Below are 23,961 nucleotides of genomic sequence, written 5' to 3' on the forward strand. Positions count from 1 at the left end.
ATTATGCGTGACAACGTTGTAGCGGCAAAGTTGTAATGTCCGGTTTTGGCAAAGTTCAAATGTCCGCCTGAGTGGTCCATTCGTGGTATTCAGCCTGCCCGGTTGAAACACGATGGAGACGCCAGAGGATGGCTAAATCCGAGGTCATTACAGTCAGCATGCATGAGTTAGACAGGCTCAAGACCGTCCAGGCGGTCGTGGATGGTCAGTTACGGCCTGGTGTGGCCGCCGAACGGTTGGAGATCACGGACCGGCAATTGCGGCGGTTGCTGGAGCGCTACCGGCAAGAAGGCCCGTCAGGGCTCGTGACCCGCAAGCGCGGCCGCCCGAGCAACAACCGGCTGCCGGCCGACCGTGAAGCCGCGGCGCTGAACCTGATCCGGGAACACTACGTCGACTTCGGGCCGACGCTGGCCTGCGAGAAGCTGCGCGAACGCCATGGACTCACGTTGTCCAAGGAAACGATACGCCGCCTGATGACGGCATCTGGGCTTTGGATACCGCGCAAACAGCGGCCGCCGAAGGTCTACCAGCCGCGCAACCGCCGTGCCTGCTATGGCGAGCTGATTCAGATCGACGGCTGCGATCACCGCTGGTTTGAGGAACGCGCGCCGGCCAGCACGCTGCTGGTCTATGTCGACGACGCCACCAGCCGGATCATGGAGCTGCGCTTTACCCATTCCGAGGCCACGTTCACATACTTCGCCGCGACGCGCGCCTATCTGGAGCGCCATGGCAAGCCCGTGGCGTTCTACAGCGATAAGGCCAGCGTGTTCCGAGTCAACAAGCCGAACGCGACCGGCGGCGATGGCCATACCCAGTTTTCCCGGGCCTTGTTCGAGCTGAACATCGAGGGCATCTGCGCCAACAGCAGCCAGGCCAAGGGCCGCGTCGAACGGACCCACCTGACGTTACAGGACCGCTTGGTCAAGGAACTGCGCCTTCGCAATATCAGCACCATGGAAGCTGCCAACGCCTTCATGCCCGAATTCATCGCGGACTACAACGCGCGCTTCGCCAAGGTCCCGCGCAACAGCCATAACGCCCATCGTCCGCTGCGACCGGACGAGAACCTGGATCTGATCTTCGCCTGGCGCGAGCCGCGCTGCGTCTCCAAGAGCCTGACGATCCAGTACGACAAGATGCTCTACCTGCTGGCAGATACACCCGAGCATCGGAAGTTGGCCGGTCGCTATATCGACGTCTATCACTACCCCGACGGCAGGATCGAGCCACGCGCGAATGGCGTCGCCCTGCCCTACACCATCTACGACAAGCTGTCGGAAGTCGATCAGGGGGCAATCGTGGATAACAAGCGGCTGGGGCACGTATTGCAACTGGCGCAGTACGTTCAGGAGAAACGCGACAACACGCGATCTCTCTCTTTGCCTGCCACCGAAGGCGTTGTCCGCAAGCGTGGGCGACCGCCAGGCAAGAAGTCACAGCGCTCGCTGGATCAGAACGACATGTTGGAAGCGCTAAAACGCTTACAGCAGCAACCGTGGCCGCTTAACGGAACTGAGAACTGATTTCCGCTTACTCCTGGGAATTCAAATCCGCCCTGCTGGAATGACAGCCCCACCCTGAGCTGGACTCCGTCGTGTCAGGCCAGCACCACCGCCCTACGGGAACCCCAAAAGACTGAACAAACAAGCTGAAAAGACGCCGGACAACCGGACATTTCAACTTTGCTGGAGCCCGGACATTTCAACTTTGCCTCGACAAACGTTGTTGGCCCCAAATAGTAATGTCGCATTTGAGCCAAATAGAAATGTCGTACCCCCGTCCCGGATCATGCCAAGCTGGCGGCCTTGTTGCCCAGCCAGGAGCGCGATCATGGGCCGACCCGACACGATCACCATGAGCATGCGGGACTGGATCCCTGCAAGATCATCGAGGCCGCCGTGCAGGACGGCCTGATGGTCTGGCGCGCCGCCGAGAAGCTCGGCCTGTCCCGGCGTCAGGTGGAACGTCTGGTGCTGCGCTACCGCGAGGACGGTCCCAGTGGCCTAGGCTCGCGCAAACGCGGCCGTGACAGCAATCGCCCCCTCTCCTTATGGCTCCTGCAATGTCACTCCCTGGCTGGCGAAGATGTGGGCCAGTTCCCCCTTTCGCCGCAGCGCCTGCAGTGCATTCTCCAGCGCTTCGGCCAGGGGCTTGTCGTCAGCCTTGATGGCCATGCCGATGGCCCATCCGCGTGGCGGCAACAGCGGTGAAGCGATGTCAGCCGCGGCAAAGCGCGAAGCGGACTGATTTGTGGCCTTCAGCGCGCTCTCGTATTGCGCGCGGGTCACCATGGCAGCGGCGATGTCGCCGGAAAACAGCGCGCGCAGGACTTCGTCGGCCTCGGGGTAGATCTTCACCCGGTCACGCAGGGCGCCGCCCGCGCCGGACAACAAGGCATTGGCACCGGCGGACCCCGCGGTGGCGCCGGTGGCCTGCCCGCCCAGGTCTTCCAGGCCGCGCAGGTCCGGCACGCGCTCGCGGTCGCGCACCAGCACGATGGTTTCGCGGTAGTACGGCGCGAAGATCAGCGCCTTGTCGTTGGCACGCATGAAGGCGCGGTCGACCGGCACGTGCAGCATCACGTCCGCCGGGCCATAGCCGAGATAATGGCCACGCCAGACCATCGAGCGCAGGTCGTCGGCCATGTCTTCGTCGGCATCGAACGGCAAAAGCGATAGTTGCATGCCCAACTCGCCAGCCAGGGCTTTGGCCAGCGCCACGTCGATGCCGTCATACTGGTTGCCCGCGGCCGCCGAGAACGGCGGCAAGCCTTTGTAGACCGCTACCTTCAGCGTGCCGCTCTGGCGGATGCGGGCCAGGTCTGCCATTGCCGGCCGGGTACAAAGCAGCGCGCCAGCCGCCAGCAAGGCGCCGCAAAACCCGCGCCGGGTACCGGCCGGCGCGGCCGGATCCGGACAAAGCCGCGGTGACATGGGCAGTGACATCGGGTTTCTCCTCAATGTGGAAACGACGCTTCTGAAACAGGGGTTCGCTGACGGACTGCGCCGCCTCACTCGCGCCGCGACTCCAGATAGGTCTTGATCGCCCACACGGCTTCCTGGCTCAGCACGCCGTCAAAAGGCGGCATGTAGACACGGCCATCCCGGGTGCGGCCCTTGCGCACGGTGGTGGTGAAGTACTGCGAGATCTCGCCGATGCAGGCCTGCTTCTTCTTGGCATCGGCCAGCGACATGCAATCGCCATCGAGCTTGCGCAGGTCGGGAGCGATGCCGCCGGACACCGCCTCCAGTCCGTGGCAGCGCGCGCAGTTCTGGTTATAGGCCGAGCTGCCGATGCGCTGGGCCTCCTGCTGTTCGGCGCCGGCGCGATAGGGGTTATCCGGACGCCATTCGCCGCCAAGCTGTGGCAAGGTCCTGGTGTCGACCGCTTGCGGCGTGACATCGCCGTGGGCCCATGCGGTTATGGCGGGGGCGGTGCCCAGCAAGGCGCACAGCGAGAACAAGGCAAGCAGGCGGCGCTGCGATTTCATGGATGTCTCCTACAGTGGTGGATGAGGTTTTGTTTGCCACCGCTTCCGCAAGAGCCATACCAGCCCCGCAGCAGGCTTTCGGACACCGGCTCCCGGCGCGTGCAGCGCACCATCGCCACGGAGGTGTCCTGGAATGCCACATACTGGCAAGCGTTTTGCTACATGACGCAACACTGTCGACCGCACCCCAGCCACGGCGATGAAGGCGACGACAGCGACCCGCGCAAAAATAATCGCGGGCGACTATTCCACAGGAGATCCAGACATGACCACCCCAGCGGAGCCCGGCTACCCTGCCGCGTCCGGCAATGCGGGCGATCTGGCCGGCCAGCCCGAGCGCGCCGAGCAGATTGCCCTGGCCCACCAGCGTTCCACGTCTTATGGCCTGCGCCCCTATGAGTCGCCGGACTTCTGCCCCGTGCTGCAAAGCGAGTTGAAAACCCGGATCGAACGCAGCCAGTCCCTGTTTACCTACGCGCTGCCGGTGATGGAAACGCTCTACGACCAGATCGTGAACACGCAGAGCATGGTGATCCTGACCGATGCCGATGGCCTGATCCTGCACTCGCTGGGCGACGACGATTTCCTGGCCCGGGCCGACAAGGTCGCGCTGCGCGCGGGCGCGGACTGGTCGGAGGAGAGCCGCGGCACCAATGCCATCGGCACCGCGCTGGCCGAAAACCGCGCCACGCTGGTCCACGGCGCCGACCATTTCCTGGAAGCCAATCAGTTCCTGACCTGCTCCTGCATGACCATCCTCGACCCCTACGGCAAGACCGTGGGCGCGCTCGACGTGACCGGCGACCAGCGTGGCTTCCACAAGCACACCATGGCGCTGGTGCGGATGTCGGCGCAGATGATCGAGAACCAGCTGTTCGGCAACGCGTTCCGCGACATGGTGTGCATCCGCTTCCATTCGCGCGCGGAGTTCCTGGGCACGCTGGTGGAAGGCATCGTCTCGTTCACGCCCGGCGGGCGCTTCCTGTCCTCGAACCGCAGCGGACAGTTCCAGCTGGGCCTGTCCATTGCGGCGCTTCAGGCGCACACCTTTTCTTCGCTGTTCGGGATGCCGATGTCCCTGCTCTTCGATGCGGTGCGCGGCGCGCCGGCCGGCATCGTGCAGTTGCAACTGCCGAGCGGCGTCAAGGTCAGCGCGCGCGTGGAATGGAAATCGAGCCCCGCTTCGATGCCCGGCACGGCCGCAGTGGCCGCTGGCACCATGGATGCCGTCACGGCGCCGCGCCGCCTCTATGCCGCCCCGCCCCGGCCGGAAGGACTGGCTGACCTGGACACCGGCGACGCGCAGATCCGGACCGTGATCGGCAAGCTGCGCAAGGTCATCGGCAAGGACATACCGGTGATGGTGCTGGGTGAAACCGGCACCGGCAAGGAGCTGATGGCGCGCGCGATCCACGCGGACAGCCCGCGGCACGCAGGGCCGTTCATCGCGGTGAACTGTGCGTCGATTCCGGAGAACCTGATCGAATCCGAACTGTTTGGCTACGAGGAAGGCGCCTTTACCGGCGCCCGCAAGAAGGGCGGCATCGGCAAGATGCTCCTGGCCAACGGCGGCACGCTGTTCCTCGATGAGATCGGCGACATGCCGCTGCACTTGCAGGGGCGGTTGCTGCGCGCGCTGCAGGAGCGCGCCGTCCAGCCGCTGGGCAGCAGCAAGGTGATCCAGGTCGATGTGCTGGTGGTGTGCGCCACCAACCGCAACCTGCGCGAGATGGTCGCCGCCGGCCAGTTCCGCGAAGACCTGTACTACCGCCTGAACGGGCTCGTGGTGCGCCTGCCCGCCCTGCGCGAGCGCAGCGACCTCGACGTGGTGGCGGGCAAGCTGCTGCGCCAGGACCAGGGCCAGGCCGGCGGGGAACCGCCTCGCATTCGGGATTCCGTGATGGAACTGTTCCGCCGCTATCACTGGCCGGGCAATATGCGCCAGCTCGGCAACCTGCTGCGCACGGCACGCCTGATGGCCGAAGGCGAAGCCGAAATCACCGAGGACCACCTGCCCGACGACTTCCTGGACGACCTGCGCGAGCGGCAGGAGCAGGCGTTGTCGGACGGGCACGTAGGGCGCGGCTTATCGGTTTCCGTGGCGCGCCCGGCCGGCCAGCCGGGCACACCCCCGACCCGGCTGGCCGACGTCGAGGCACAGGTCATCGTGGCTACCGTCAAGGCGCACCACGGCAATATCTCGGCCGCGGCCAAGGCGCTGGGCATCTCGCGCAACACGGTCTACCGGAAGATGGACGAGGCGCGCGGCCTGCCGCAAGCTCCGGACTGATCTTTCCGGTCTCGGCGTGCTGTCACCCTCGCTGCCAGCGCGCCGCGGCGATCGACGCGGCCAGCGCCCTGCCCAGCGCGCCTGTGGCGAGGTGCCCGCCGTCGACCCACTGCAGCTGCGCGCCAGGCATGGCGGCCTGCAGGCGCCGGGCATTGGCGGGACGGCAGACCGCGTCCGCCCGGCCGTGCAGCAATGTCACTGGCAGGCCATGCGCGGCAATTGTCTGCGCCGCCCGAAGCAGGCCCGGCTTGCCCAGACCGGCGCGATTGCGCAGGTAGTGTGACTGGATACGGTACTTGGCGACCATCGCTTCCCGCGTGCGCAGTGACGGGCGGCGCAAGGCTTGCCGCGCGGGCAGCCCCAGCAAAGCCAGTTCACTGTCGCGCCACGCCGCGGCGGTGTCCCATTTCTGGACAGGTGTTCCACTTTGCAACAGTCGTGACACAGTGAGCAGGTCCGCACGGGCATCCGGCAGGCGCTCGCCGCACGGCGTGACGCGTTGCAGCATGCGACGGCCTCCGCGGCGCGGCGCGAACAGGCTGGCGACATCGTCGCGCCCGGTCAGGAACGTTCCCCGCAATACCAGCGCCGCCACCGCGTCCGGGTAATTCGCCGCATAGGCCAGCCCCAGCGCTGCGCCCCAGGAGCCACCGGCCACGCCCCAACGCCTGATGCCCAGCGCCTGGCGCAGCTGCTCGATGTCGGCAAGCAGCGCGCTCACGCAATTGCGACGCAGGGAACCGGTCGGCCGCGACTTGCCCGCACCGCGCTGGTCCGGCATCACGACACGGTGCCGTTGCGGATCGAACCACGCTGCCATCGCCGCCGAGCAACCGCTGCCGGGACCGCCGTGCAGGACCAGCCATGGCTCGCCATGCGGTGGCCCGGCCAGCCGCACATGCAGGCGCTGCGCATCGGGCGTGCGCAGGTAGAAGCAATCGGATGCGAGCGGCAAGTCGGGCATGGATGTTGCCTTGAAGGGAGGCGGCAGCCAGCCTGCCGCGCCAAGTCGAACTATCACTAAACATGCCAACCAAGGAGAGAGACATGAACTGGACCACGCCTGCCTATACCGAGCTGCGGCTGGGCTTCGAAATCACGATGTATATCGCCAACCGCTGAAGCCCGCTGCGCGCGGCGACATGTCAGCGTCCCGGCATGACCGCCGCGAGCGCAGGCGCACGGTACGCAGGCGCGACGCACGCACCGTGAAGCCGGGCCGGCATCGGCTCCGGCTTCGCGGCCCGCGCGCCTGCCCCTTGCGACCATGATCCACCCCAACTCGCTCGCGCCATGACAACCATCCGGGTACTCGGGTCGGCCGCCGGCGGCGGCTTTCCGCAGTGGAACTGCAATTGCCACAACTGCGACGGCGTCCGCCGGGGCACCGTGCGGGCCACGCCGCGCACGCAATCATCGATCGCGCTGTTCGGCAACGGACCGGATTCGATCCTGGTCAACGCTTCTCCCGACATCCTGCAGCAGCTGCGCCAGACGCCCGCGCTGCAACCGGCACGCGCCCCGCGCGATACCGCGATCGCCGCGGTACTGCTGATGGATGCGCAGATCGATCACGTCACCGGCCTGCTGATGCTGCGCGAAAACCGCCAGCCCTTGCCGCTCTATGCCACCGCCGCGGTGCTGGACGACCTGGGCAGCGCGTTCCCGCTGACCCGCATGCTGTCGCACTACTGCGGCTTGCAGACGCATACGCTGCCCTGCGACGGCACGCCGTTTTCGGTAGCACAGCTGGAGGACGTCGTGCTGACCGCCGTGCCGCTCCAAAGCAAGGCACCGCCCTACTCGCCCGGCCGCCACGCGCCGCGCACCGGCGACAACATCGGCCTGCGCATCGAAGACCGGCGCAGCGGCCGCCGGGCGTTCTACGCGCCAGGCCTGGGCAGCGTCGACGACCACGTCTTCGCCGAACTGCACAGCGCGGACATCGTGCTGGTGGACGGCACCTTCTGGCGCGAGGACGAGATGCAGGCGCTCGGCTTCTCCGCCAAGGCCGCCGCCGACATGGGCCACCTGCCCCTGTCGGGCCCCGGCGGCATGATCGAGATCCTCGACCGGCTGCCCGCGAGCCGCAAGATCCTCATCCACATCAACAATACCAATCCCGTGCTGGTGGACGACTCGCCGGAGCGCGCCGTGCTGGCGCGGCACGGCATCGAACTGGCCTGCGACGGCATGGAAATCGCGCTATGACATCTGCCACTGCATGGAACCCCGCGGAATTCGAAGCGCGGCTGCGCGCCAGGGAAAGCGGGTACCACATTCACCATCCGTTCAACCAGCGCATGGCGGCCGGCCAGTGCTCGCCTGAACAGATCCGCGCCTGGGTCGCGAACCGCTTCTACTACCAGGCCAACATCCCGCTCAAGGATGCCGCCATCCTGGCCAACTGCCCCGAGCGCGACACGCGCCGCGAATGGGTGGTACGCATCCTCGACCACGACGGCACCGACACCCGGCCCGGCGGCATCGAGGCCTGGCTGCGGCTGGGCCAGGCCGCGGGACTGGAGCGCGAGGCCTTGCTCGACCAACGGCACGTGCTGCCGGGCGTGCGCTTCGCCGTCGATGCCTATGTCAACTTCGCGCGGCGCGCGCCGTGGCAGGAAGCCGTGTGCTCGTCGCTCACCGAGATGTTCGCGCCCGGAATCCACAAGGAGCGTCTGGCCGGCTGGCCCACGCACTACCCGTGGATCGAGGCCGCCGGGCTGGACTACTTCCGCTCGCGCATCCCGCTCGCACAGCGCGATGTCGATCACGGCCTGCGCGTGACGCTGGGCTACTTCCGCACCCCGGAACAACAGCAACGCGCGCTCGATATCCTGCAGTTCAAGCTCGACATCCTCTGGTCGATGCTCGACGCGATCCAGCTCGCCAATCCATGACCGCCAATCCGCCAGAACTCGCCCGCCCCGTCCTGCACCGGACCTTCCGCCTGCAGTGGGAAGAGGCCCAGCAAAGCTGGGTACTGCTGTATCCGGAAGGCATGGTCACCCTCAACGACAGCGCCGCCGCCATCCTGCAGCGCTGCGACGGCGGCCATACGCTGGACATGCTGATCGACGACCTGCAGGCCGCTTTCGGCGTGCAGGGCATCGCCCCGGAGGTACATGCCTTTGTCAAACATGCAACCGAACGCGGCTGGCTGGTCTGAGCCGTCGGCCGCCACGCAGCCCGGGCCGCCGCTGTGGCTGCTGGCCGAACTGACCTACCGCTGCCCGCTGCACTGCGCGTTCTGCTCCAACCCGGTCGACTATGCCAGGCACACGGCGGAACTCGATACCGCGCAATGGTGCGAGGTCTTCACCCAGGCCCGCGCGCTCGGCGCGGTGCAGCTCGGCCTGTCCGGCGGCGAGCCGCTGCTGCGCAAGGACCTGGAACAACTGGTGCGGCACGCGCACGGGCTGGGCTTCTATACCAACCTCATCACGTCCGGCGTGGGCCTGACCGACGACCGGCTCGCCGCGTTGCGGGAAGCGGGCCTGGACCATATCCAGCTGTCCTTCCAGGACTCCACCCGCGAGCTCAACGACTTCCTGTCCAGCACCCGCACCTTTGACCTGAAGCAGCGCGTGGCAAGGCTGATCAAGGCGCATGGCTACCCGATGGTGATGAACTGCGTGCTGCATCGGCACAACCTGCCGCATGTCGGCACCATCATCGAAATGGCACTGCAGATGGGCGCCGAATACCTTGAACTGGCCAACACGCAGTATTACGGATGGGCCTGGCACAACCGCCTTGCATTGATGCCGTCGCAGGAACAGTTGCTGGAAGCCGAGGCGGTCGTCAGGCAATATCGGGCGCGCGTCGGCAGGCAGTGCCAGATCCTGTTCGTGGTGCCCGACTACTTCGAAGGCAAGCCCAAGAAGTGCATGAATGGCTGGGGCACGACCTTCCTTGGCGTGGCGCCCGATGGGACCGCGCTGCCGTGCCATGCGGCACGGATGCTGCCCGGCCTGGCATTGCCGAATGTCACCGCGCATGGACTGCGGGAGATCTGGCGCGACAGCGAGGCGTTCCGCCGCTTTCGCGGCACCGGATGGATGCAGGAGCCCTGCCGCTCATGCGACCATCGCGAGAAAGACCATGGCGGCTGCCGCTGCCAGGCGCTCCTGCTGACCGGCGACCCCGCCGCGACGGATCCGGTGTGCGAGCGGTCCGGCGAGCATGGCAAGGTCCAGGAAATCGTGCTGCAGGGCCGGCTGGCCACACTGCAGCCGAACACCGACGTGCAAGCGATGGTGTTTCGCAGCGATGGCAACTCGCTGCGACTGGGCAGCGGCAACGAATGATGGGATGTCCCGCAGCGCGCGTGGCACTACGGACGTAGTGCCACGCACCCACTGCCCCTTACCTACCAGACGCTCAGCACCCACTCCGCCAGTTTCCGGGCATCCGCCTCGCTCAGGTTGCCGTGCGCCGGCATGGGAACCGGCCCCCACACACCCTTGCCACCTTCGCGGATCTTCTTGCCGAGCCGCTCGGCCGCCTCGCTGTCCCCCTTGTACTTGGCCGCCACCTCCGCAAAGCCGGGACCCACAAGCTTCGTTTGCATGCCATGGCAGGCGAAGCATCCGTTCTTGTCCGCCACGGGCTGCATAGCGGCCGCCGTGCCCGCCAGAACCACCCCAGGCAGCAGTAGCGAAGCCGCTACGCATACCATCCATTCCTTCTTCATACCGCTTCCCCGCTCTATCACGTTGCAAATAAGAGGGCGTCGCCGCGGCGACGCCCTTGTCTGGCCATCAAGCGGCCCGGATTCAGCCCTTATGCAGCTTGAACACCCACACCGAACCGCCCTGCTCCAGGAAGTTCACGCGCTTGGCGACTTCCCCGCCCCACAGCGGTACGGCGCCGCCCCAGCCCGATACCACGGCCACATATTGCTCGCCGTTGTCTTCCCAGGTGACCGGCGGCGCCACCACGCCACTGCCGGTCTGGAACTTCCATAGCTCCTTGCCGGTCCTGGCGTCGGCGGCCTTCAGGAAGCCTTCCGGCGTCCCCCAGAACACCAGTCCACCGGCAGTGGTCATGACCCCGCCCCACAGCGGCGCGTTGTTCTTGACCTCCCAGACTATCTTGCCGGTCTTGGGGTTGATCGCGCGCAGCGCGCCGATGTAGTCCTCGTTCAGCGGATGGATGGTGAAGCCGGCGCCGAGGTAGGCGGCGCCCTTCTTGTAGCTGACGGGCTCGTTCCAGATATCCATGGCCCACTCGTTGGCCGGCACGTAGAACAGGCCCGTCTGCGGGCTGTATGCCATCGGCTGCTGGTTCTTGCCGCCCAGGAAGCCGGGCGCGGCGAGCACGGACTTGCCCTTCTTCGGGTCGGTGCCGCCGGCCGGGTCGCCGGGGCGGCCTTCGTCGATGTAGTTGGGCCGGCCGGTCTTCAGGTCGATGCCGGTGGCCCAGGTGATCTTCTTCACGAACGGGAACGCATTGACCAGCTTGCCGCTGGTCGCGTCGTTGACATAGAAGAAGCCGTTGCGGTCGGCCTTGCCGCCCATGCGCTTCCCGTCCAGGTCGAAGGTCACGAACTCGTTGACGCCGTCAAAGTCCCAGCCGTCGTTCGGGGTGTTCTGGTAGTGCCAGACGATCTTCCCTGTGGCCGGATCGATGGCGACGGTCGACGCCGAGTAAAGGTTGTCGCCCTTGCGGATATGGCTGTTCCACGGGCCGGGGTTGCCGGTGCCGAAATAGACCAGCCCCGTGGACGGATCATAGGTGCCGCCGAGCCAGGTGGCGGCGCCGCCGGTCTTCCAGGTCTCGCCGGGCCAGCTGGCGTTCTGGGTGCCGGTCACGCCGTTCTCGGTCTTGTTGCCGTCCTTGTCGTACTTGTAGCCCATGTGGCCTTCGACCACCGGGCGCGACCATACCAGTTGCCCCGTCTTGGCATCGCGCGCCTCGACCCGGCCGACCACGCCGAACTCGCCCCCCGAAATGCCCGTGAGCACCATGCCTTTGACGACCAGGGGCGCTGCCGTGTACGAATAACCCTCGGCATAGTCCGCCAGCTTCTCCTTCCACACCACCTTGCCGGTCTTCTGGTCGAGAGCGACCAGTTGCGCATCGAGCGTGCCGAAGATGACCAGATTGTCGTAGAGCGCCGCGCCGCGGTTGACCACGTCGCAGCACGGCATGATGCCCTCCGGCAGCCGATGCTCGTACTTCCACAGCTTGCTGCCGGTCTTCAGATCCAGCGCGTAGATGCGCGAGTACGACGCCGTGACAAACATCTTGCCGTCGTGGATCAGCGGCTGCGCTTCCTGCCCGCGTTGCTTCTCGCCACCGAACGAGAACGACCACGCCGGCACCAGGTCGCCGACATTCCTGGTGTTGATGCGGGTCAGCCCGGAATAGCGCTGGCCTTGCGGTCCCATGCCCCATGACAACACGTCGCCGGGGCTCTTCGCATCGTTCTCGATCATGGCATCGGTCACCGCCGCCTGCGCGGCCAGCGTGGCCACGGCCGCCGCCACTGCCATCACTACTCGTAACGTCCTCATTGTCTTCTCCTCGTTATTTTCCGTTTCCACCGGTGCGCCACTGCGCCGCAACCAGTGGCCCACTTGGCAATTCCCATGCCAATCGGTTTTCGGCGCCAACCCGCCGCTTCCCGCCGCATGGTGGCGTGGGGGCTGTGTCAGCACGCAACATGGCGTTGCACCTGCTCCGGAACTGAACAACCGGCATTGGCCGCGATCAGCCGAAGCCGTGCGCCACCGCATAGCGATGCATCTCGACGCGGTTGGCCAGCCCCATCTTCTTGCGGATCAGCGTCTGGTAGTTGGCCACGGTCTTGGTGCTGAGGCAGAAATGCGCGGCGACGTCCTCGATTGCGGTGCCGCGCGCGAACTGGCGAAACAGGTCGAACTCTCGCGGCGACAGTGCGAAATGCGGCGGCTGCGCACCCATGTCGGCCAAACCGGCAATGTCATCGGACAGCACTTGCTGCCCCGCCGCGATCTTGCGTACCGCGTCCACCAGTGCGTCGGGGGCGCTGCTCTTGGTCAGGTAGCCCGCCGCGCCGGCGCGCATCGCCTGCATCACGACGGCAGCGCTGTCGTGCATGCTGAACACCAGCGTGCGCAGCGCCGGCACACGCACGCCCAGCCGCTGCAGTATCTCCAGGCCGCCGCGGCCCGGCATCGACAGGTCCAGGATCAGCACGTCAGCCCGTGTACGGACCAGCCAGTCGTAGGCGGCATCGCCATCGCCGAACTCCGCCACCACGCGCATGCCTTCGTCCAGTTCGAGCAGGCGCCGGTAGCCGGTGCGCACCACGGCGTGGTCGTCGGCAATCACCACATCGATCGTGTTCATGCTGGCTGGCTCCGTGCCTGCATCGGTGATGGCTCGGGCGCGGGCAGCGGAAAGCTCGCGCTCACCCGGCAACCGCGCCTATCCCCGGTGCGTTCGGCATCCCCGACCAGCAGCGTGGCGCAATGCGCCCAGGCGCGTTCCTGCATGCCCCGCAGGCCATGGCTGCGCTGCAGGGCTGCGTCGATGTTGCCGATGCCCGCGCCGTCGTCCTCCACACACCAGCAGACCTGGTCACCATTCCTTGCGATGCAGATCGACGCCCGGCTGGCGCCGGCGTGGCGCATGACATTGGTCAGCGCCTCCTGCGTCATCCGGTAGAGCGTCAAGGTCAGGTCCGGCCCCAGCACGGCGCCGCCAAGATCGACGGCGCAATCGAGCCTCACCGACTGGCCCGGCTGTCCACGCCAGCCGCGCACCAGGTCCTGCAGCAGCCGGGCCACGCAGGCGACGTGTCCGTCGGGCTGCGCGCCATGCGGGCGCAGCCGATGCAGCAGGTGTCGCACTTCGTCCTGGATCCGGGCGCAATGGCCGGCCAGGTCGTTGGCCACGATCTGCAGCATTGGGGCGTGCGCGCTCTTGCGCACCAGGTAGGTGGCATCGGCGCGCATGGCGGTCAGCACCTGGCCGAACTCGTCGTGCAATTCACGCGCCAGCCGCGCACGCTCGCATTCCTGCGCGTCCAGCAGCTTGCGGCTCAGGGCGCGCCGCTCGGCCTGGTGATGCGCCAGCGCGCCGGCCAGGTGGTTCAGCGCGCGGCGCACCTGATCCAGTTCGCGGATGCGCATGGCGGGCAGGCGCAGGCTGTAGTCCTTGCGCTCGTAGTGGCCAATGGCGTCGAGAATCTGCTGCAAGGGCGCAAGCGCCCGGCGCAGCAGCCATGACAGGCAGCCCAGCAACAGCACGCTGTACGCGCTCAGCAGCGCCAGGTTGCCGATGACGTCGCGGCGTGCCTCGCGCACTTCACTGTCCGGGTTCCAGCGCAGCGCGGCATGGTAGACCGTGCCATCGCGCGCGCGGATGTCCCATTGGCTTTCCGCGTGGGCCAGCTCCGCTTTCGGCGCCGTTTCCACCAGCGCGTGGCCGGCGGCGTCCTCGACGTGCAGGCGCAGGTGGCGCATGCGCGCCGATTGATTGATGGCGCGCAGCGCGGCGAGATGGGCCGCACGCTCCGCCGGCCCGGCGGACTGCAGCGCCGACAGCCGCGCGATCACTTGCGCCGTGGCGGCGGCACCGCTGCGCTCTTCGCCAATGGCCTGCTGCGCCAGCCACAGCGTCACCAGCAAGGCGCAACCGAGGCAGGCGCAGGACAGCCAGAGCGCACGGCTGGCCAGGAAACGCAACATCGTCATGGCAGTGCTCCTCCGGAGGAAGGTGGAGTCCGCGCGGGGTCGGGAGTTTTTCCCGTTGCGCGCGGTACGGAACCTGCTCCCCATCCCCTCAGTTTGTTCAGGTCCAGTCGCTGCCCAACGCAGGCAGCGCGTCCCGATTCCGGAGGAGATGCAAGATGCCAGCCAACCCGTTCCCTGCACCGCCATTGCAGGCCATCCCGCAGGCCATTGAACGCGCCCAGGCGCGGCGCGGCAAGCGCTGCTGCCGCACGGCCACGGCGATCGCCCTGGCCGTGGCCGCGCTGGCGCAGCGCCCCGCTGTTGCGCAATGGGACACTGCTGCTCCAAAACAGGACAGTGCCGTGTTGCCGGAGGTGATGGTGGTGGCGGCCGCGCCGCTGCCCGGCATCGGCGTGGACAGCAAACTGGTGCCCTACACGGTGCAGACCGTGCGCGGCGATGACCTGAACGGCACGCGCGCCGGCAACCTGGCCGACTACCTGGGCCGCAACCTGGCTGGGGTCAACGTCAACGATATCCAGGGCAGCCCGTTCCAGAGCGACATCACCTACCGCGGCTACCGCGCTTCATCGATCGCGGGCGTGCCGCAAGGCCTGTCGGTCTATCTCGATGGCATCCGCGTCAACGAGCCCTTCGGCGATGTAATCAGCTGGGACATGATCCCCGAGGCCGCGCTGCAAAGCGTGTCGCTGGTCTCCAGCGCCAACCCGGCCTATGGCCTGAACAGCCTGGGTGGCGCGCTGGCCATGACGACCCGCTCCGGCCTGGATTCGCCCGGCTTCACTGCCGACCTGTCCTATGGCAGCGGCAACCGCAAGCGCGCCGACCTGTCGGGGGGCTTGCGCAGCGCAGGCGGCTGGCATGCCTTTGCCGCCGGCACGCTGTTCCAGGAGCACGGCTGGCGCGACGACTCGTCGGGGCAGCTTGGGAACATCTTTGCCAAGGCGGGCTACGCGGGCGATACCGACAGCCTGGATGTGTCGCTGCTGCACGGCCGCAGCACGCTGACCGGCAACGGGCTGGTACCGGCCTACCATGCGAGCGGCCATGCCACCGAGCCGGACATCTACCAGCTGAATCGCCGCGCGGTGTACACCTATCCGGACCAGACCCGCAACCAGGTTACGCAGGTCGCCGTCAACGCCCGCCACTGGTTCGACGACAAGACCAGCGCCGCCGCGCTGGCCTATGTGCGCAACAGCCGGCGCGACACCACCAGCGGCGACGTCAACCCCGACTACGAGACCTATGCCGAAGCCTGCGAGGACGGCTTCAACGCCGACGGCAGCGCGCGGGGCGACAGTTGCGGCGTGACCCGAGCCGAAGGGGCGGCACTGCATCCCGCCGTGGTCAACACCAGCCATATGCGGCAGCAGACCGTGGGCGTGGCGCTCAGCCTGGCCAGGGAGACGGAGCGCCATGTGCTCAACGCCGGCATCAGCCTGGACCGAAGCCGGCTGACCTATTCGCAGTACGCCCAGCTTGGCGCCTTCACCAACGACCGCGGCGCGGTGGCCGACCCCGATGCGCCCAACAACCTGGTCTCGGGCGTCGGCGGCAACGCGCGCACGTTCGGCATGTACCTGTCGGACACCTGGACCCTGACGCCAGGCACGTTCCTGACGGCGTCGGCACGATGGAATCTCGCCACGGTGAGCAATACCCTGCAAAACAGCGATGGCAGCGAGCAGGCGCGCGAGAGTTTTACTTACCGCCGCCTCAATCCGGCGCTGGGCCTGGTGCAGAAGCTCGGTGGCGGCGTCTCGGTGTTTGGCGGCTACGCGCAGAACAACCGCGTGCCCACGGTACTCGAACTGGGCTGCGCCGATCCGGCGCAACCGTGCCGCCTGCCCGCCGGGCTGCAGGCGGACCCCTACCTAAAGCAGGTGGTCTCGCACGCGTATGAAGCCGGTGTGCGCTGGCGCCCCGGCAAGGACACGGACGTCACCGCGACGCTCTACCGCATCGACAACCACGACGACATCCTGTTCCTGCGCGCGCCCAACACCCAGATGGGGTACTTCGCCAACTTCGACCGCACCCGCAACCAGGGCCTCGACCTGACGGCCCGCCAGCGCGTGGGCGATGTCACGCTGCGCTTTGCCTACAGCTACCTGCAGGCGACCTATCAGTCGACCGGGCAGTTGGCGGTCGGCGAGCGCACCATCGACGTCCATCCCGGCGTGCGCATAGCTGGACTGCCACGCCACACATTCAAGTTCGGTGCAGACTGGCAAGCGCTGGCGGGACTGACGCTGGGCGCCGATCTCGTCGCCGTATCCGACAGCGCTTCCAGCGGCAACGAAGACGGGCTGCGCAGCGACCCGCAGCCGGGCCAGCCGCCCAAGGCGGCCAACTGGCACGTACCCGGCTACGCCACGGTTAACCTGCGCGCGACATACGAGGTCAACAAGCACGTCGAGTTCTATGCCCGCGTGGCCAACTTGTTCGATCGGCGCTACGAGACCTACGGCCAGATCGCCAACAACCTGTTTCCCGGCGGCACGCTGGTGCAGCCGCATGTCGCGCCGGGAGACAGTGCGACGGCGCTGTTCGTGGCGCCAGGGGCGCCGCGCAGCATCTGGCTGGGTATGGTGTACCGCATGTAGCGGGGGCAGGCTTAGCAGCAAGTCAGCTTTGTTCAAGCGTGAGCAAGAATGAGTCAGTCTGACCGAACGGTTGCTGAACTAGACTGAAAGCATCAGCAAGGGGATGTCCGATGCAGTCGATTGCAGGCGGTAACAGCGCCCCGCATAAACGAAGGGCTCACAACATGACGAAGCGGTTCAAGGTCGGCGACCATGTCAGCTGGGATTCCGAGGCGGGCCGGGTGTCGGGGACCATCATCGCCGTCCATACGCGGGATTTCGACTATAAGGGACATGTCCATCGTGCTTCAGAAGACGAACCGCAGTACGAAATCAAGAGCGACAAGACGGACCATATCGCTGCCCACCGGGGCGCAGTGCTGGCACTGACACCCCACAAGGGCAGCAGGTGATGTCCCGCTCCCCGCCGCCTATCTGGAACGATCGCGCCTGCCCGGCAGCATGCGCCGCAGGCAGGCTTGGGCGTCGAGGCACTCGTGCCTGATCACGCCGGCAACGTGCAGGACAAGCAGCCCAAGCAGAAGATACGACATCGTGGTATGCACCGAGTAGAACAGTTGCCGCAAGCTCGCATCGAGCCAGCCCCAGCGCGGCAGCGGCAAGCCCCAGAATCGCGTGCCGTACTGGTTGAACGAGGATCCCAGATAGCCCGATAGCGGCATGACGGCCATGCACAGGTAGCGCGCGCGGTGCGTGATGCGCGACACCTCCGCTTCCCAGCAGCGCAGCCCTGGCATGGGGGGCGGCTCGGGCCGTCGGATCCGCTCGGCAACCCGCCACGCGATCACGAGCGCGACTGTGAGCCCCAATGACTTATGCAGATTGACCCATTCGGCTTTTCCGGGCGCCCCCCGCGGCAGAGTGGTCATGTAATAGCCCAGCGGGAACAAGGCAAATAGCAACAAGGCGCTCACCCAATGCAGCGCGATCTGAATCCCCGCATACGCACGCAACGCAGTGGGAGATCCCTTCCCGCGCGTTTGTGCCACTGCGCTAGCGTGGCGCATCGAGGCTCCCCACCATGACCGGGTAAGTGACCACGCCCCACGGCATTTTGTAGCCCTGCAACGTATCGACGACCTCATAGCGCTGCGCGTCGATCACCTGCAGGCTGTTCGAGCGCCCGCAGGCCAGCAGCACCTTTTGCGCATCCGGGGTGAAGCTGAAATGCCAGCAGCGCTTGCCGACCGGGACCGACACCACGGGGGCCAGGCTCTTTGCGTCAAAGACCTGCAGGCGATCCGCGCGGCTGGCAGCAACCCAGAGATACCGGCCATCGCGGTCAAACGCGACACCATAGGGACCGCGTTCGGTCGGCACGGTCCTGATCGGCTTGAGGCCGGCGTCCAGCAGCAACAGGTTGTCCGAGTTTTCCATCGTGACCACATAGGTCTTTCCATCTGGCGCCACTTTGACCCCTCGCGGCCGGCTGCCATATGGCGATACATCGATCGACCTGGTTTTTTGCAGCGTCGCGAGGTCGTAAGCGACCAGCGTATCGTCGCCTTCGTTGGCTACCACCAGCAATTTCCCGTCCGCCGAGAACTCGATGCCCTCGGTTTCACGCGCCGCCTGGATACGGCCGACCACGCGCCATTGGCCGAGGTCGACCACGGCCACTTCGGCCGGGGTCTCGTCGCCCTCCTTCCCGTCTTTGCGTTCCCTGCCCTGCGGTCCGCCGCGCGAGGAGGGCTCATAGGTCACGAACGCACGGCGACCGTCGGGCGAGATCCGCATGAATTCGACGTTCTTGCCGATCGCAATGCGCCTGACTTCCTCGCGCGTGCCGGTGTCGACCACCGACACGTCCGAACTCCCCTGGTTGGCAGTGAGCAGCCAGCGGCCATCCTGCGACACCGCCAGGCCGCGCGGGTCGCGTCCTACCGCGATGTCGGCGATTGGCCTGAAGGTGCGCGTGTCCAGCACGGTGACGCCGCCTCCTTGATTGGTGACATAAGCGACCCCGCCCACGGCGGCATGCGCCGGCAATGCCGGTACCAGGCTGCACGCCGCCAGGCCGATGCAACGGATCAGTGGATTCACAGTCTCGCTCTCCTTGTGTTGTGGGCCGCATCAATGGCGCTTGCGCACAGCAAGATGCAGGCCATCCGTGAAGCAGGCGCAGAACGGGAGGAAGCCTGCCCGGCCCTCGCCGCAAGCTGTCTCAGGACGGAACAGTTGTTGTGCGGTTGCTCTGCCATGTCACACCGGACGCTGGCCCCATGCCATGGGAACGAGCGCCCCGTCGTCGGGTCGTCCCTGGTACGCACCTTGCAGAGGCGCGGCCGGTGCCAGGCCCCATTCGAATCGAACTTCTGGCACTGACTTGGCAATGGAGACCTCACCGGTCCCAATAAAAAAAGGAGACTTCATGCAGCGCAATGACATGCTGGGAACCCTCGGCGCAATTGCCATGGCCTGTGCCGCGAGCACGGCCATGGCGCAATCGACGGTGACGCTTTATGGCACCGTCGACTCCGGAGTTCAGTACCGCAACAAGAGCGCGAACAACACAGGCAGCCTCACGGAGTTGAGGTCGGGCGGCATCAGCCCCAGCATCTGGGGCATGAAGGGCGTGGAGGACCTTGGCAGCGGGCTGAAGGCTGCCTTCAACCTCCAGGGGCATTTCAGCAGCGATACCGGCGAGCTGACGAGCGGACCTGGCTTTGGGGCGGAGCTTTTCCGCCGCGAGGCAAACGTCGGCCTCATCAGCAACTGGGGGACCATCACGCTGGGACGCCAGTACAGCCCGGCGCTGATCGGTGTCATCGGCACGGAAGCGCGCGGCTTCAAGGAGCAGTTCTCCAACCTGTACGCCTGGGCCTACAACCAGCTCTCGGCTCCCGGCAACGCGTTGAATGCGGGTGCCAACAGCGGCAACGACATCGGCGTGTTCATCGGCAACGCCGTGCAGTACTCGAACAGCTTCGGTCCGGTCTGGGTGGCCGGTGCCTACTCGTTCGGCGAGATGCCCGGCAGCATGAACAAGGGCAATGAAGTCTCGCTCGGTGCGACTTACAGTGGCCCGGCAACCGTCGCCCTCGGCTATCAGGCGATGAAGGACAGCACCAGCGGATCGACCGTCAGCCGGCTCTGGAGCGCCGGCATCGCGGTGCCATTCGGCGGCGCCTTCCACGGCAGGCTGAACTACATGGATATCGCCAGCAATGCCACGAGCGGGGCGCGCATCTCCACGGTCCAGTCGGCCGGCGCCGGGATCGACTACAGCTGGAACGGCAACAACACGACCACCCTCGCCGGCTACTACAGCCACTACAAGAGCGATGCACACAACAGCTCGACCCGGTCAGTGGTACTGAGCAACGACTATTCGTTCTCCAAGCGCACCACGCTGTACACGCAACTGGCGTATGTCGACGCGGGCTCGGTGGGTACCGCCGATTCGCTCGAGGGCCTGAAGACCACCATCGTTGCCGGAGGTACCGCACCCGGCGCAAAGACGCTGCTGGTGGGTGCCGGAATGAAGCATTCGTTCTGACCGGCACGGACGCGGCCCGCGTCCGCCCGGCGCGGGTTGGTCGCGTGTAGGACATCCTCGGATATCCCACCCCGGCCATACGACGCGAGACTGATGTCATGGCAGCTCATAGCGAGAGCATCATGAAAGACATCACTGTCATCACCAGCGCCGGGCCTCTCATTTCGCTGATCGCCGGCATCCTGATCCTGATCATGCCGCGACTGCTCAACTACATCGTCGCCATCTACCTGATCGTCATCGGACTGCTGGGACTGTTTGGCGGACACCTGCACTGAGCGCAAGCCGTGACCCGCCAGTGACGGTGGCAGCCCCGGACGGAGAATCCGTCAGCGGGAATACACCTTGAACGTCTCGCCTCCCCTGCCCGCGCGGTCCACCGCAGCGATGCGATTCCGGCCATTGTCCTTGGCATGGTAGAGCTGCGCGTCGGTCAGATTGACGAATGTCGCCGTGTCTTCGCGGTCAGTCGGCACCACGGTGCCCACGCCAAAGCTTGCCGTCACGCACTGGTTGTACGGCGAGCGGACGTGCGCGATCGTCTGCCCGGCAATCAGCTCGCGGCAACGCTCCGCGGTAAGCACCGCGGCGTCGGCGCCGGTATCAGGCAGGACCAGCACGAATTCCTCGCCGCCGAAGCGCGCCACGAAGGCGTCCGGTCCGGCAGCCTGCTGCAGCAGGCCGGCGACGCGCTTCAGGCAGGCATCGCCCTGCAGATGGCCGTAGTAATCGTTGTACGACTTGAAAAAGTCAATATCGGCCAGGATCAGTGACAGCGGCTTGCCCGACGCCTGGCCTGCGGCCCATTCGCGCTCCAGCGTGCGGTCGAACATGCGTCGATTGGCAATGCCGGTCAGGCTGTCGCGAAATGAGAGGTCTTCGAGCTCTTTCTGCAGGCGCGCCAGTTCCTGCTCGGTGCGCTTGCGTTCGCTGATGTCGAACATGAAGCCGACCAGGGCATCGACCTCGCCGCGCTCGTTGCGCACCACGTGCACCACGTCGCGCAGCCAGACGTAGCCACCGTCGCGCGTCAGCGCGCGGTAGTCGGCCTCGTGGTCGGTGCCGCTCTGCGACTGCGCCACGCAGAATTCGACCACGGCGGCGCGGTCGTCGGGGTGCATGCGCTCGGCCCAGTCGTTCACGGTCTGCCAGCTCGACGGTGCCCACCCGAGCAAGGCTTCGATCTGCGGGCCGATATAGGTGAACGTCATGGTGGCCCAGTCGATTCTCCACGGGATGGCCTTGGTCGATTCCAGCAGCGTCCGGTAGACGGCGCCGTCGCCATCTCCGAAAACGTGCTGGTTCCGTGCCAGGGTTTCCTCATGCCGCAGGAATGCTGCCTGAAGAAGGATGTGAGACGATTCCGGGCTGTTCATGTTGGCCACTCGCGGTTGCAGGTTGGGAGCACGACTGGCTAACGGCAGGGCGGGCGTAGTTCTTAAGTAAACTTGGCCCTCCCCTGCCCTCGACCCGGTGATCGCTGCCGCGAAGCCGGGAGCCCTTTTGCCCGCAACGCGGCATCGACGCGTCAGGGATCGGAAGTGGCGGCGGCCAGGGCCGGCCTCGGTGGCCGGCCCTGGCCTTCACGTGTCACATCACTTGGTGGCGCAGGTATAGCTCGCGGCCATGTTGACATCGCCGGATCCGCTGTACTTCGGCCAGTTCGGATACTCGCACAGCGGCCGGGTCCGGCCCGGGACACCGACGGTGTCGGTCACGACCTGCGAAGACGGTGCCGTATTCTTCTCGACCCAGTTCTCCAGCGCAGTCAGCGAATCCCACGAGGCGTTGAATACTGAGCTCACGGCATGGCCATAGCCGGGGATCTCGTAGTAGCGCATGAACGCGCTGACATTGTCCGCGCCGCCCATGGTGCTTTGCACCCGCGTGAAATAGTCCTCAGTCGAGCGCGTGCTGACCAGCGCGTCGGACATCCCGTGCGCCATCAGGATCTTGCCGCCATGGTTCTTGAAGGCGGACAAGTCGGTCTTGTTGACGTCCTGGATCGCGGTGAGCTGGCTGATGCGGTCCTGCCAGGACCCCGGGTTCTGCGGGTCGAGCGTGAGCGAGTTGAAGGTCGGGTCGCGCGTGACGAAGTAGCGCACCCACTGGTCCCAGAACACGCTCATGTACGGCGCGGTGGCCGGCATCGGGTTGGCCGGGGCGTCGGTATTGAGGGCCAGCGAGATGACCGTAGGCTGTACCGATGCAGTGCCGGCAAGCCCGAGGTCAGCGCCCCAGACGTTGAAACCAGGATATCTTGTCTCTCCGCTCCCCAGCGCATAGCCAAACACGATTTCCGAGTTATAGACCTTCAAGGCACTGATCTGCGCGTCTGACAGGCAAGTGTCGCCGGTATCGGCGCCGTTGGCGCAACGCACAGCCTGGCCGTTCAGCATCGCCGTCGACGGGTCGAAACTGGCGTTGCAGGCCGCGATATTGCTGATCAGGCCGTCCTTGACACCGTCCAGGTTGTCGCATGCGGCAATGGCTGCGTCATACAGGACCTTGCGCTTGGCCTGGTTCGGATAAGCACCCGGCGCGGCGAACGCGCGCGTGATGCGGCCGAACTGCAGGTCCAGGCTTGCGGCATTCCACGCCGGATAGAGCACGATCGCGCCATCCCAGTCCGTAGGCCAGCGCTGCACCACTGCCAGCGCTTCGCGGCCGCCGGATGAACCGCCGGCGAAATAGGCCTTCTTCGGGCCATCGGCCTGATAGTGCAGCTTGATCAGCGCCACCGCGACGTCGCGGGTTTTCTTCAGCGCGTCGCCGGCGAAGTTGCGCAGCGCCTCGTCATTGGTGCCGAACGAGCCGTCGCGGCTGCCGAGTGCGCCGGCCTGGTGGCCGGAATCGCTGGCGAACGTGGCATAGCCGCGCGCAAGCGGCGTGGGCTGGTCAGTCGGGCCTGCCGGCACGTTGCCGGCCGTGTTAGGGATGGTGCCGTCGTAGCCGCCGCCACCGAACATGACGACCTTCTGGTTCCAGCTCGCCGGCATGTCGACTTCGAACTTGATGGCCGGCGCGGTCGGATCGACCGAGGTGATCGTGCCGGTCACCTTGCAGTACTCGCCGGTGCCAAGCTGGCCGCCGCCGGAGGCCGGCACCTTGACCGCGGCAGTGACGGTCGCGCCCTTGGTGGGCAGTCCGATGCTGCTCGATGCAACGGTCTGGCCGGGCATGTTCTCGCACGACACCGGGGTCACCGGGTGCGTAGGATTATTGGCTTGGTTATCATCGCCACCGCCGCCACCGCAGGCGCTCAAGACGAGTACAGCGGCAGTCGCCATGAGGCGTGGGGCCAGTCCGACTGGCGCTGGCAAGCGTCTACATCCAATGTCTTTTGACATTTTCTTCTCCAGGTGTCTCCAGGGGTGGGA

The 23,961-nt window shown here is 66.1% G+C and carries 22 protein-coding genes and 1 pseudogene; 12 read left to right on the top strand and 11 right to left on the bottom strand.

Translation table 11 applies throughout. The annotated features are described in order from the left end of the window. Positions 1 to 128: 128 nt before the first annotated feature. On the top strand, positions 129 to 1,529 hold the full coding sequence (locus tag AC3FKG_RS25580; RefSeq protein ID WP_488743847.1) for an ISNCY family transposase: 1,401 nt from the start codon (positions 129 to 131) through the stop codon (positions 1,527 to 1,529). A gap of 390 nt (positions 1,530 to 1,919) precedes the next feature. Continuing rightward, positions 1,920 to 1,985 (top strand): annotated as a pseudogene (locus tag AC3FKG_RS25585) (hypothetical protein); the annotation flags it as partial. 69 nt (positions 1,986 to 2,054) lie between these two features. Here the strand turns inward: AC3FKG_RS25585 and AC3FKG_RS25590 are convergent. Continuing rightward, the gene (locus tag AC3FKG_RS25590; RefSeq protein WP_488744463.1) at positions 2,055 to 2,951 is read right to left on the bottom strand and encodes a substrate-binding periplasmic protein; all 897 of its coding nucleotides are present in this window, start codon (positions 2,949 to 2,951) and stop codon (positions 2,055 to 2,057) included. A 65-nt stretch (positions 2,952 to 3,016) separates the two neighbouring features. Beyond that, entirely contained in the window at positions 3,017 to 3,496 is a 480-nt protein-coding gene (pedF, locus tag AC3FKG_RS25595) for a cytochrome c-550 PedF (RefSeq protein WP_483711348.1), read from the bottom strand. 265 nt (positions 3,497 to 3,761) lie between these two features. Between pedF and AC3FKG_RS25600 the strand changes: the two genes are divergently transcribed. Then, positions 3,762 to 5,786, top strand: coding sequence for a sigma-54-dependent Fis family transcriptional regulator (locus tag AC3FKG_RS25600; protein ID WP_483711349.1), 2,025 nt, complete (start codon positions 3,762 to 3,764; stop codon positions 5,784 to 5,786). Between the two features lie 22 nt (positions 5,787 to 5,808). Here the strand turns inward: AC3FKG_RS25600 and AC3FKG_RS25605 are convergent, their stop codons facing one another. Beyond that, positions 5,809 to 6,750 carry an alpha/beta fold hydrolase gene (locus AC3FKG_RS25605; protein WP_488744464.1) on the bottom strand — a complete coding sequence of 314 codons (942 nt, stop codon included), beginning with the start codon at positions 6,748 to 6,750 and terminating at the stop codon, positions 5,809 to 5,811. A gap of 83 nt (positions 6,751 to 6,833) precedes the next feature. Between AC3FKG_RS25605 and pqqA the strand changes: the two genes are divergently transcribed. The 5 genes from pqqA (at position 6,834) to pqqE (ending at position 10,096) form a co-directional block, all read left to right on the top strand. Next, the gene (gene pqqA / locus AC3FKG_RS25610; RefSeq protein ID WP_009277446.1) at positions 6,834 to 6,908 is read left to right on the top strand and encodes a pyrroloquinoline quinone precursor peptide PqqA; all 75 of its coding nucleotides are present in this window, start codon (positions 6,834 to 6,836) and stop codon (positions 6,906 to 6,908) included. A gap of 171 nt (positions 6,909 to 7,079) precedes the next feature. Then, entirely contained in the window at positions 7,080 to 7,997 is a 918-nt protein-coding gene (pqqB, locus tag AC3FKG_RS25615; RefSeq protein WP_488744465.1) for a pyrroloquinoline quinone biosynthesis protein PqqB, read from the top strand. After that, positions 7,994 to 8,686 (top strand): pyrroloquinoline-quinone synthase PqqC, encoded by a 693-nt coding sequence (gene pqqC / locus AC3FKG_RS25620; protein WP_483711352.1) that lies wholly within the window; start codon positions 7,994 to 7,996, stop codon positions 8,684 to 8,686. The genes pqqB and pqqC overlap by 4 nt, the downstream gene beginning before the upstream one ends. Then, a complete protein-coding gene (gene pqqD, locus AC3FKG_RS25625) occupies positions 8,683 to 8,955 on the top strand; it encodes a pyrroloquinoline quinone biosynthesis peptide chaperone PqqD (protein WP_483711353.1) in 273 nt (90 codons plus the stop codon). Before pqqC ends, pqqD begins: the two co-directional genes overlap by 4 nt. Further along, entirely contained in the window at positions 8,927 to 10,096 is a 1,170-nt protein-coding gene (pqqE, locus tag AC3FKG_RS25630; RefSeq protein WP_488744505.1) for a pyrroloquinoline quinone biosynthesis protein PqqE, read from the top strand. The genes pqqD and pqqE overlap by 29 nt, the downstream gene beginning before the upstream one ends. A gap of 62 nt (positions 10,097 to 10,158) precedes the next feature. Here pqqE and AC3FKG_RS25635 read toward each other — a convergent pair whose 3' ends face one another. From AC3FKG_RS25635 to AC3FKG_RS25650, 4 genes are all read right to left on the bottom strand, one after another. Beyond that, on the bottom strand, positions 10,159 to 10,482 hold the full coding sequence (locus AC3FKG_RS25635; protein WP_488744466.1) for a c-type cytochrome: 324 nt from the start codon (positions 10,480 to 10,482) through the stop codon (positions 10,159 to 10,161). 82 nt (positions 10,483 to 10,564) lie between these two features. Continuing rightward, positions 10,565 to 12,307 (bottom strand): PQQ-dependent methanol/ethanol family dehydrogenase, encoded by a 1,743-nt coding sequence (locus tag AC3FKG_RS25640; RefSeq protein WP_483711355.1) that lies wholly within the window; start codon positions 12,305 to 12,307, stop codon positions 10,565 to 10,567. 196 nt (positions 12,308 to 12,503) lie between these two features. Continuing rightward, the gene (locus AC3FKG_RS25645; protein WP_488744467.1) at positions 12,504 to 13,124 is read right to left on the bottom strand and encodes a response regulator; all 621 of its coding nucleotides are present in this window, start codon (positions 13,122 to 13,124) and stop codon (positions 12,504 to 12,506) included. Beyond that, entirely contained in the window at positions 13,121 to 14,473 is a 1,353-nt protein-coding gene (locus tag AC3FKG_RS25650; RefSeq protein WP_488744468.1) for a histidine kinase, read from the bottom strand. Before AC3FKG_RS25650 ends, AC3FKG_RS25645 begins: the two co-directional genes overlap by 4 nt. Positions 14,474 to 14,628: 155 nt before the next feature. Here AC3FKG_RS25650 and AC3FKG_RS25655 point away from each other — a divergent pair, with 155 nt between their 5' ends. Continuing rightward, positions 14,629 to 17,082: a TonB-dependent receptor gene (locus tag AC3FKG_RS25655; protein ID WP_488744469.1), complete on the top strand. Its 2,454-nt coding sequence runs from the start codon at positions 14,629 to 14,631 to the stop codon at positions 17,080 to 17,082. A 164-nt stretch (positions 17,083 to 17,246) separates the two neighbouring features. Next, positions 17,247 to 17,474: a hypervirulence associated TUDOR domain-containing protein gene (locus AC3FKG_RS25660; protein WP_488744506.1), complete on the top strand. Its 228-nt coding sequence runs from the start codon at positions 17,247 to 17,249 to the stop codon at positions 17,472 to 17,474. A gap of 18 nt (positions 17,475 to 17,492) precedes the next feature. On the opposite strand, the gene AC3FKG_RS25665 is transcribed toward AC3FKG_RS25660, so the two are convergent. Then, a complete protein-coding gene (locus AC3FKG_RS25665; RefSeq protein WP_488744470.1) occupies positions 17,493 to 18,035 on the bottom strand; it encodes a cytochrome b in 543 nt (180 codons plus the stop codon). A 40-nt stretch (positions 18,036 to 18,075) separates the two neighbouring features. Beyond that, the gene (locus AC3FKG_RS25670) at positions 18,076 to 19,125 is read right to left on the bottom strand and encodes a cytochrome D1 domain-containing protein (protein ID WP_488744471.1); all 1,050 of its coding nucleotides are present in this window, start codon (positions 19,123 to 19,125) and stop codon (positions 18,076 to 18,078) included. A gap of 328 nt (positions 19,126 to 19,453) precedes the next feature. Between AC3FKG_RS25670 and AC3FKG_RS25675 the strand changes: the two genes are divergently transcribed. Both AC3FKG_RS25675 and AC3FKG_RS25680 read left to right on the top strand, forming a co-directional pair. Then, on the top strand, positions 19,454 to 20,581 hold the full coding sequence (locus AC3FKG_RS25675) for a porin (protein WP_488744472.1): 1,128 nt from the start codon (positions 19,454 to 19,456) through the stop codon (positions 20,579 to 20,581). A gap of 131 nt (positions 20,582 to 20,712) precedes the next feature. Continuing rightward, complete coding sequence (locus tag AC3FKG_RS25680) at positions 20,713 to 20,859, top strand: DUF3096 domain-containing protein (RefSeq protein ID WP_483711488.1); 147 nt, start codon at positions 20,713 to 20,715, stop codon at positions 20,857 to 20,859. Positions 20,860 to 20,910: 51 nt separating this feature from the next. On the opposite strand, the gene AC3FKG_RS25685 is transcribed toward AC3FKG_RS25680, so the two are convergent. After that, positions 20,911 to 21,957, bottom strand: a complete 1,047-nt coding sequence (locus AC3FKG_RS25685) for a GGDEF domain-containing protein (RefSeq protein ID WP_488744473.1) — start codon at positions 21,955 to 21,957, stop codon at positions 20,911 to 20,913. A gap of 219 nt (positions 21,958 to 22,176) precedes the next feature. After that, positions 22,177 to 23,931, bottom strand: a complete 1,755-nt coding sequence (locus tag AC3FKG_RS25690; protein ID WP_483711363.1) for a tannase/feruloyl esterase family alpha/beta hydrolase — start codon at positions 23,929 to 23,931, stop codon at positions 22,177 to 22,179. Positions 23,932 to 23,961: the final 30 nt, after the last annotated feature.

The sequence above is a fragment of the Cupriavidus sp. 22TCCZM04-2 genome (genome assembly GCF_057798895.1).

Bases quoted from the DNA above. Each gene is read 5' to 3' on its own strand.
- AC3FKG_RS25580 (WP_488743847.1), top strand. From the start codon at position 129: ATGGCTAAATCCGAGGTCATTACAGTCAGCATGCATGAGTTAGACAGG.
- AC3FKG_RS25590 (WP_488744463.1), bottom strand. From the start codon at position 2,951: ATGTCACTGCCCATGTCACCGCGGCTTTGTCCGGATCCGGCCGCGCCG.
- pedF (WP_483711348.1), bottom strand. From the start codon at position 3,496: ATGAAATCGCAGCGCCGCCTGCTTGCCTTGTTCTCGCTGTGCGCCTTG.
- AC3FKG_RS25600 (WP_483711349.1), top strand. From the start codon at position 3,762: ATGACCACCCCAGCGGAGCCCGGCTACCCTGCCGCGTCCGGCAATGCG.
- AC3FKG_RS25605 (WP_488744464.1), bottom strand. From the start codon at position 6,750: ATGCCCGACTTGCCGCTCGCATCCGATTGCTTCTACCTGCGCACGCCC.
- pqqB (WP_488744465.1), top strand. From the start codon at position 7,080: ATGACAACCATCCGGGTACTCGGGTCGGCCGCCGGCGGCGGCTTTCCG.
- pqqC (WP_483711352.1), top strand. From the start codon at position 7,994: ATGACATCTGCCACTGCATGGAACCCCGCGGAATTCGAAGCGCGGCTG.
- pqqD (WP_483711353.1), top strand. From the start codon at position 8,683: ATGACCGCCAATCCGCCAGAACTCGCCCGCCCCGTCCTGCACCGGACC.
- pqqE (WP_488744505.1), top strand. From the start codon at position 8,927: ATGCAACCGAACGCGGCTGGCTGGTCTGAGCCGTCGGCCGCCACGCAG.
- AC3FKG_RS25635 (WP_488744466.1), bottom strand. From the start codon at position 10,482: ATGAAGAAGGAATGGATGGTATGCGTAGCGGCTTCGCTACTGCTGCCT.
- AC3FKG_RS25640 (WP_483711355.1), bottom strand. From the start codon at position 12,307: ATGAGGACGTTACGAGTAGTGATGGCAGTGGCGGCGGCCGTGGCCACG.
- AC3FKG_RS25645 (WP_488744467.1), bottom strand. From the start codon at position 13,124: ATGAACACGATCGATGTGGTGATTGCCGACGACCACGCCGTGGTGCGC.
- AC3FKG_RS25650 (WP_488744468.1), bottom strand. From the start codon at position 14,473: ATGACGATGTTGCGTTTCCTGGCCAGCCGTGCGCTCTGGCTGTCCTGC.
- AC3FKG_RS25655 (WP_488744469.1), top strand. From the start codon at position 14,629: ATGCCAGCCAACCCGTTCCCTGCACCGCCATTGCAGGCCATCCCGCAG.
- AC3FKG_RS25660 (WP_488744506.1), top strand. From the start codon at position 17,247: ATGACGAAGCGGTTCAAGGTCGGCGACCATGTCAGCTGGGATTCCGAG.
- AC3FKG_RS25675 (WP_488744472.1), top strand. From the start codon at position 19,454: ATGCAGCGCAATGACATGCTGGGAACCCTCGGCGCAATTGCCATGGCC.
- AC3FKG_RS25685 (WP_488744473.1), bottom strand. From the start codon at position 21,957: ATGAACAGCCCGGAATCGTCTCACATCCTTCTTCAGGCAGCATTCCTG.
- AC3FKG_RS25690 (WP_483711363.1), bottom strand. From the start codon at position 23,931: ATGTCAAAAGACATTGGATGTAGACGCTTGCCAGCGCCAGTCGGACTG.